The sequence below is a fragment of the Nocardia brasiliensis IFM 10847 genome (assembly GCF_000710915.1).
In the GTDB taxonomy this organism is placed as follows: domain Bacteria; phylum Actinomycetota; class Actinomycetes; order Mycobacteriales; family Mycobacteriaceae; genus Nocardia; species Nocardia brasiliensis_A.
In genome coordinates, this window is sequence record NZ_BAUA01000195.1 from 58,612 (window position 1) to 65,609 (window position 6,998).

At 70.3% G+C, this 6,998-nt stretch carries 7 protein-coding genes; 4 read left to right on the plus strand and 3 right to left on the minus strand.

Annotated elements, in window-relative coordinates; translation table 11 throughout:
* The first annotated feature begins 37 nt into the window (after positions 1 to 37).
* From NBRGI_RS38595 to NBRGI_RS38605, 3 genes are all read left to right on the plus strand, one after another.
* Positions 38 to 1,069, plus strand: a complete 1,032-nt coding sequence (locus NBRGI_RS38595) for a FecCD family ABC transporter permease (protein ID WP_029902558.1) — start codon at positions 38 to 40, stop codon at positions 1,067 to 1,069.
* A gap of 167 nt (positions 1,070 to 1,236) precedes the next feature.
* Positions 1,237 to 1,947 carry an ABC transporter ATP-binding protein gene (locus tag NBRGI_RS38600; RefSeq protein ID WP_370627915.1) on the plus strand — a complete coding sequence of 237 codons (711 nt, stop codon included), beginning with the start codon at positions 1,237 to 1,239 and terminating at the stop codon, positions 1,945 to 1,947.
* A 131-nt stretch (positions 1,948 to 2,078) separates the two neighbouring features.
* A complete protein-coding gene (locus NBRGI_RS38605; RefSeq protein WP_029902568.1) occupies positions 2,079 to 3,110 on the plus strand; it encodes an ABC transporter substrate-binding protein in 1,032 nt (343 codons plus the stop codon).
* A gap of 120 nt (positions 3,111 to 3,230) precedes the next feature.
* Here NBRGI_RS38605 and bioD read toward each other — a convergent pair whose 3' ends face one another.
* The 3 genes from bioD to NBRGI_RS38620 all read right to left on the minus strand — a co-directional run bounded on the left by bioD (position 3,231) and on the right by NBRGI_RS38620 (position 6,535).
* Positions 3,231 to 3,905, minus strand: a complete 675-nt coding sequence (gene bioD / locus NBRGI_RS38610) for a dethiobiotin synthase (RefSeq protein ID WP_029902570.1) — start codon at positions 3,903 to 3,905, stop codon at positions 3,231 to 3,233.
* 142 nt (positions 3,906 to 4,047) lie between these two features.
* Entirely contained in the window at positions 4,048 to 5,202 is a 1,155-nt protein-coding gene (locus tag NBRGI_RS38615) for an 8-amino-7-oxononanoate synthase (protein WP_029902572.1), read from the minus strand.
* Between the two features lie 55 nt (positions 5,203 to 5,257).
* Complete coding sequence (locus NBRGI_RS38620; protein WP_029902574.1) at positions 5,258 to 6,535, minus strand: adenosylmethionine--8-amino-7-oxononanoate transaminase; 1,278 nt, start codon at positions 6,533 to 6,535, stop codon at positions 5,258 to 5,260.
* A 179-nt stretch (positions 6,536 to 6,714) separates the two neighbouring features.
* Between NBRGI_RS38620 and NBRGI_RS38625 the strand changes: the two genes are divergently transcribed.
* Positions 6,715 to 6,998 (plus strand): MarR family transcriptional regulator (locus NBRGI_RS38625; protein WP_029902576.1); only part of this gene is annotated, 284 nt, incomplete at its 3' end.

Here is a 6,998-nt window from a genome sequence, read left to right on the forward strand (position 1 = left end):
TCTGGAGAGGCCGCGACTTGCCTGTGGAGCAACGCCGATGATCCGTGCCCGCACGGCGATCGTGCTGCCCGTACTCGGCGCCCTACTCGGCTGCGCCATGCTCGTCGCCACCGGTTTCGGTGCGGAGAACCTGCCCGTCGCCTCGGTGATCGAGGTGCTGTGGCATCGGCTCACCGGGCAGCCGCCCACCGATTTCGGGCTGGACACCATCGTGTGGCAGCTGCGCGTGCCGCGCACCGTGCTCGCCGCGATCGTCGGGGCCGGGCTCGCGCTGGCCGGAACCGCGATGCAGACGCTGGTGCGCAATCCGCTCGCCGATCCGTACCTGCTCGGCGTGTCCTCGGGTGCGGGAGTCGGTGCGGCCGCGGTCATCACCTCGGGGCTGTTCGCCGGTGCGGGCGTGTGGGCACTCTCCGGCGGCGCGCTGGTCGGCGCGTTCATCGCGGCGGCGCTGGTGTTCCTGATCGCCGTGGCGCAGGGCGGGCTGACGCCGCTGCGACTGGTGCTCACCGGCACCGTCCTCGGTTCCGCTTTCGCCGCGCTGAGCAGTTATCTGATCTTCCGGCGGCCCGATCCGGCCGCCGCCCAATCCGTGCTGTTCTGGTTGCTCGGCAGTCTCGCCGGAGCCGACTGGACGCGAATCGCGTTGCCGCTCAGCGTGGTCGCCCTCGCGGGCGGCGTGCTGCTGGCCACCGGCGGCTGGCTGGACGCGCTGACCGTCGGCGCCGATACCGCCGCGTCGCTGGGTGTTCCGGTGAAGGAACTCCGTATCGGATTGTTCGTGTTGCTCGCGGTGCTCGTCGGCGTGCTCGTCGCGGTTTCCGGCGGTATCGGCTTCGTCGGACTGGTCGTGCCACACGCCACCCGCCTGCTCGTCGGTCCGCGCCACCGCAGCCTGCTGCCCGCCTGCGCCCTCTGCGGCGCCCTGTTCCTCGTCATCGCCGACGCCTTCACCCGCATCGTCGTGCGCCCCACCGAAATCCCCGTCGGCGTCCTCACCGGCCTCATCGGCGCCCCCGCCTTCCTCATCCTCATGGGCCGCCGCCGCTACCGCTTCGGTGAAGCATGAACCGGCGTAGCAGAGCCGCGGCGGCGGAGGATTCGGTACGACGCGACGATACTGGCGCACGCACAGGCGGATTCGCGGAGCGAGCCGAGCGTGGACAAGGTGGCGAGGGCGTCCTGGTGGTCGAGGACCTGGCTTGTGCGGCGGGACGGCGGACAGTGGTGTCCGGCGTGAGTTTCACGGTGCGGGCCGGGGAGACGATCGGGATCGTCGGGCCGAACGGGACCGGGAAGACGACCCTGCTGCAGGTGCTCGCGGGAGTACGTAAGCCCGTGCGTGGCCGGGTGCTCGTGGACGGCCAAGTGCTGCACGGGTTGTCGGCACGGCGGCGGGCGCGGACCGTGGCGTCGGTGGCGCAGGACGAGCGACCGCCCGCCGACCTGCGCGCCGGTGAGGTGGTCGCGCTCGGCCGCACCCCGTATCTGCCGCCGTGGGGCGCCGGGTCACCGCGCGAACAGCAGGTGATCGAACAGGCTTTGGCCACCGTCGATCTGGCCGGGTTCGCCGACCGTCCGGTGCATCACCTCTCCGGCGGCGAACGCCAGCGGGTGCTGCTGGCGCGGGCACTGGTGCAGGACACCCCGGTGCTGCTGCTGGACGAACCCACCAACCACCTGGACGTCACCCACCGGCTGGAACTCTTGGCGCTGGCCCGCACCTTGCACCGCACCGTCGTCATGGCGCTGCACGACCTCACCCTGGCCGATCGCTACTGCGATCGGATCCTGGTGTTGCACAACGGCACCGCACATCCGCTCGCACCACCGGCGACCGCGTTGGCCCCCGACGTCGTCGAAGCCGTCTTCGCGGTGCAAGCCCTGCGGGTGCCGCACCCGGCCACCGGCCACCCGCACCTGCTCATCACCCCGCGCCTTCCGTGAGCGGGTCCGGTCGATGGTCGAGCAGCGCGGAGACGCCTTGTCCGGCCTGCAACGCATCAGGTCTGGCCGCGCGGGATCCGGTGGCTCGGGCAGTGCTTTCGAAATGTCGGCGATCAACGAGAGGTGAATGGATGAGACACGGGTTGCGGGTGCTGCTGGCGGTGGCCTTGGCCGCGGCGGTGGCGGTGGCCGGATGTAGTGCCGAGAAGTCGGCGGGCGGGGATCTGACCGTGCGGAATTGCGATGTGGACGTACGCTTTCCGACGCCGGCCCAGCGGTTGTTCGTCAACGACGGCAACCTGATCTCGATGGTGCTGGCGCTGGGCGCGCAAGATCAGACGGTCGCGGTGTCGAGTGTGCAGCGCGATGCCGATACGCTGCGCAGGCACTACGGTCCCGTCGTCGATCGACTGAAGTCCGTTGCGCCGGAGTATCCGTCCCGGGAAACGGTGCTGGCGCAGGGCCCCGACGTGATGGTGGCCGGCTGGAGCTACGGGTACGACGAGGCGAAGAACCTCACGCCGGATTCGTTGCAGAAGGCCGGTATCGCGGCCTACACGCTCACCGAGAGCTGCCGCCAGCGCAACGGCGAGAAGCCGCGCGGCATCGTCGAGCCGTGGACAGCGCTGCGCACCGATCTCACCAACCTCGGTGCGATCACCGGACGCACCGAGCGCGCCGCCGAGGTCACCGCGGACCTGGACCAGCGCCTCGCGGCGTTGACCGCCGCACCGCAGGCCGAGCGCAAACCGACTGTCTTCCTGTTCGACAGCGCCACCGACTCGCTCATGTCGAGCGGCAGTTTCGGTGCGCCCCAAGCGATCCTGGACGCTGCGGGCGGACGCAACGCGCTCGGCGACGTGCCCGACACCTGGACGCGCGTGTCCTGGGAACGGCTCGCCGCCGCCGACCCCGACGCCATCATGTTCGTCGACTACCCGCCGCAGACCTTCGCGCAGAAACTGGACGCGCTGCGTAGCAAGCCCGGAATCAACCAGCTCCGCGCCGTCACCGAGGGCCGCTTCCTCAATCTCCCGTACGCCATGTGGACCAGCGGGCCGCTCAACATCGACGCCGCCGAACAGATCCGCAAGCAACTCGAGCGCTGGAACCTGGTACCCGCCTCCACCATCGAGCCCCGCGCCGACGACGCCATCCGCTGATCCCCGACCGGGTACGCGTTCGCGCGCACCCCTGCCGAGTCTTCGCACCTGTTCTGATTCGTCGCACCCGCTGTGGCATGGCACAGCGGGTGCGTGAGCGCAGAAGGGGTGCGCGAAGTTTCAGGCGAACGGCGACCAGGACGGGTCGAACCAGGACGGGGCCGCGCTGGTGAAGCTCACGCGCGGCCAGGAGCCTGCGCCCGCGGGGATCGAGCCGACCAGGTCCACGCCGGTGAGGCGGGGCAGGTCGACGCGGTTGCACCGCATGGCGAGGTCGGGTTCGGCGGGCCAGGAACCGATCACGACGCCCGCGCAGCGCACGCCCGCGGCTTGCAGTGCGCGGGTGGTCAATTCGGTGTGGTTGAGGGTGCCGAGTCCGGCCGCGGACACCACCAGCACCGGGGCGGCCAGCTTTTCGGCCAGGTCGAGCAGGGTGAAATCACCGAGCCGCACCAGCAGCCCGCCCGCGCCCTCCACCAGCACCAGGTCCGCGGCATCGAGTTCGGCTATGCCCGCCACGGTTTCGGCCAGCGTCAACTCCGGCAGTCCGGCCCGCCGGGCCGCGGTATCCGGCGCCAGCGGATCGGGATATCGGGCGAATTCGGCGGTCCGCGTAACCCCGGTGAGCCGCTCGACCGCAGCGAGATCACCTGGTTCGCCCGGCGCCACCCCCGTCTGCCCCGGCTTACACACCGCCACCGACTTCCCTTGCGCCAGCGCCACCGCCGCAACGGCCGCAGTCACCACCGTCTTACCCACATCAGTAGACGTCCCGGTGATCAACAAAACACTCACAACCACACCTCACTCTCGAATAGACCGTCCTGCGCCACCTGCGGCTCCTCGCTACATGCCGGAGCGGGTGCAGGAAGACAGAAGGGGTGCGGGATTTGTGTGCCCCGCCGCACGTCCGGTGTCCTCGGGCACCACCCCCGGTTCAGATGCGCACCATTTCCGGGGCGCGAGCCTCGGTGAGTACCGGGCCGAGAATTGTTGCGATGGTGGCGATCTCGGCGGGGGTGAGGTTGGCGCGGGCGGTGAGGCGGAGGCGGGAGGTTCCCTCCGGGACCGAGGGTGGACGGAAGCAGCCGACGTCGAGGCCGCGGACACGGCATTGCCGGGCCGCGTCGAAGGCGACCTGGGCCTTGCCGAGTACCACTGAGACGACCGCTGATTCGGGTGTGGGCACCCCCGCGATGCGGGCGATGTCGGCGGCACGCTCGAGCACGCGAGCAGCCAGGTCCGGGTCGCGGCGCAGCACGCGCAGCGCGGCGTGCGCGGCGCCGACGGCGGCGGGAGCCAGTCCGGTGTCGAAGATGAAGGTGCGGGCCGCGTCGACGAGGTGGGCGCGCACCCGTTCGGCGGCGAGTACGACTCCGCCTTGCGCGGCAAGGGCTTTCGACAGCGTCGCGGTGATCACCAGATCCGGCTGACCGGCCAGCCCCAGCTCGTGCACCAGACCGCGCCCACCGGTGCCGCGCACCCCGAGCCCGTGCGCCTCGTCCACGACCAGCACCGCACCACGCGCCCGGGTGACGCGGTGCAACTCGACCAGCGGCGCGAGGTCACCGTCGGCGCTGAACACCGAATCGGTGAGCACCAGCGCCCGCTCCTCGCAGCGCTCGGCCAGCAGCCGGTCGACGGCGTCGACATCGCGGTGTGCGGCGACGGCCACCCGCGCCCGCGACAACCGGCACGCGTCCACCAGCGACGCGTGGCTGCCCGCGTCCGAGACCACAAGGGCCCCACGGCCTGCCAGCGCGGTGACCACGCCCAGGTTGGCCGCGTAACCGGAGGCGAACACGAGTCCCGCTTCGGCGCCGACGAACTCGGCCAAGTCGGCTTCCAGTTCCGCGTGCGCGGCGGTGGTACCGGTGACGAGCCGGGAGCCGGTGGCCCCGGCGCCCCAGCGCCGCACCGCGGCGATCGCCCCCTCGATCACCTCGTGATGGCGCACCAACCCCAGGTAGTCGTTCGAGGCGAGGTCGATCGACGGCGTCTGCGCCGCCCGCGGCCGCAACTCCCGGCGCAACCCCGCGGCCACCCGTGCCGCGGCACGCTCGTCCAACCAGCTCAACGGATCGATAGTCACAGCTCCGCAGCATACTTGAACACCGTTCAAGTCGCACTCCGCGCACACCCCCCCCTCAGCTCCCCTGCGCCTCGACCGCCGCCCGCATCCCCGCGGTGATCGTCGCGATCTCTTCGGTCGTGCTGATGAACGGCGGCATCGTGTAGATCAGGTTGCGGAAGGGCCGCAACCAGGCGCCGGTCGCGACGGCGGCGTCGGTCGCGGTGCGCATGTCCACGGGACGGTCCAGTTCGATCACGCCGATCGCACCGAGCACGCGCACGTCCACGACGCCGGGGAGTTCGCGCACCGGGGCGAGGCCGGTCTCGAGTTCGGCCGCGATGCGCGCCACTTCCCCGCGCCAGTCCCGCGCGCGCAGCAGTTCGATCGAGGCGACCGCGACGGCGCAGGCCAGCGGATTACCCATGAAGGTGGGTCCGTGCATCAGTCCGCCGTGCCCGGCGCTGATCGTCTCGGCGATCTGCGAGGTGCACAGCGCGGCGGCCAGCGTGAGGTACCCGCCGGTCAGCGATTTGCCGACGCACAGCACATCCGGGCGCACGCCGACCTGATCGGCCGCGAAAAGTGTTCCGGTACGGCCGAATCCGGTCGCGATCTCGTCGAAGACGAGCAGCACGCCGTGTTCGTCGCACAGCCTGCGCAGCTCGGTCAGATACCGCGGGTGGTGCCAGCGCATACCGCCCGCGCCCTGCACGATCGGCTCCACGATGACCGCGGCGAGTTCGTCGGCATGCGTGCTGATCAGCCGCGCCAGCTCCGCCACGTATCCGGGTTCGTAATCACGCGGCGGCAGCGGCGCGAAAAGCTGATCGACCAGCACATCGGTCCACAGCGCGTGCATGCCGCCCGCCGGGTCGCACACGCTCATCGGGGTGAAGGTGTCCCCGTGGTACCCGCCGCGCCAGGTCAGCAGTCGCCGTTTCGCGGGCAGGTCCTGGCTGCGCCAATACTGCAGGCACATCTTGACCGCGACCTCGACCGACACCGAGCCGGAATCGCAGAGGAACACCTTGTCCAGTCCGGCGGGGGTGATCTCGACGAGCAGTTCGGCCAGGCGCGCGGCCGGTTCGTGGGTGAGCCCGCCGAACATGACGTGACTCATCCGCCGCGACTGGGCGAGGAGCGCGGCGTCGAGCACTGGGTGCCGGTAGCCGTGGATGACGGCCCACCACGAACTCATCCCGTCGACCAGTACCCGGCCGTCGGCCAGGGTCAGCCGGGCGCCGGCCGCTTCGGACACCACCAGCGGTTCGGTGGTGGCCGGAAATCCGCCGTAGGGGTGCCAGACGTGCTTGGCGTCGATGGCGGTGATCTCGTCAGGTGTCAGTGCCACAGGAATCCTCGCGGTCGCGACTGCCCGGCCTCGCGCACGGGCTTGAACGGCGTTCAAGTTACCACCCGAGCTGCGCCGGAAATGCCGCCGACGGCATTTTCCGGCGCCGTCAGCCCGTACGGCGTATTCTTTGACTCAGTCAACGATCTACTGTGACGCCACCGAGGAACGGAGCCGTCGTGACCACCGTCGCCGCCACCGATATCGCCGCAGTCCGGGAGTTCAACCGCCGCTACACCCGAGTCATCGGCGTGCTCCGGGAAGGTCTGCTGGACAGCGAGTATTCGCTGACCGAGGTGCGAATCCTGTTCGAGCTCGCCAACTCCGGGATCACCGAGGTGGTAACCCTGCGGCAGACACTGGATCTCGACGCCGGATACCTCAGCCGCATCCTGACCCGGTTCGAACGCGAGGGCCTGGTGCTGCGCAATCGTTCCGACAGCGACGGCCGTCGCCAGGAGGT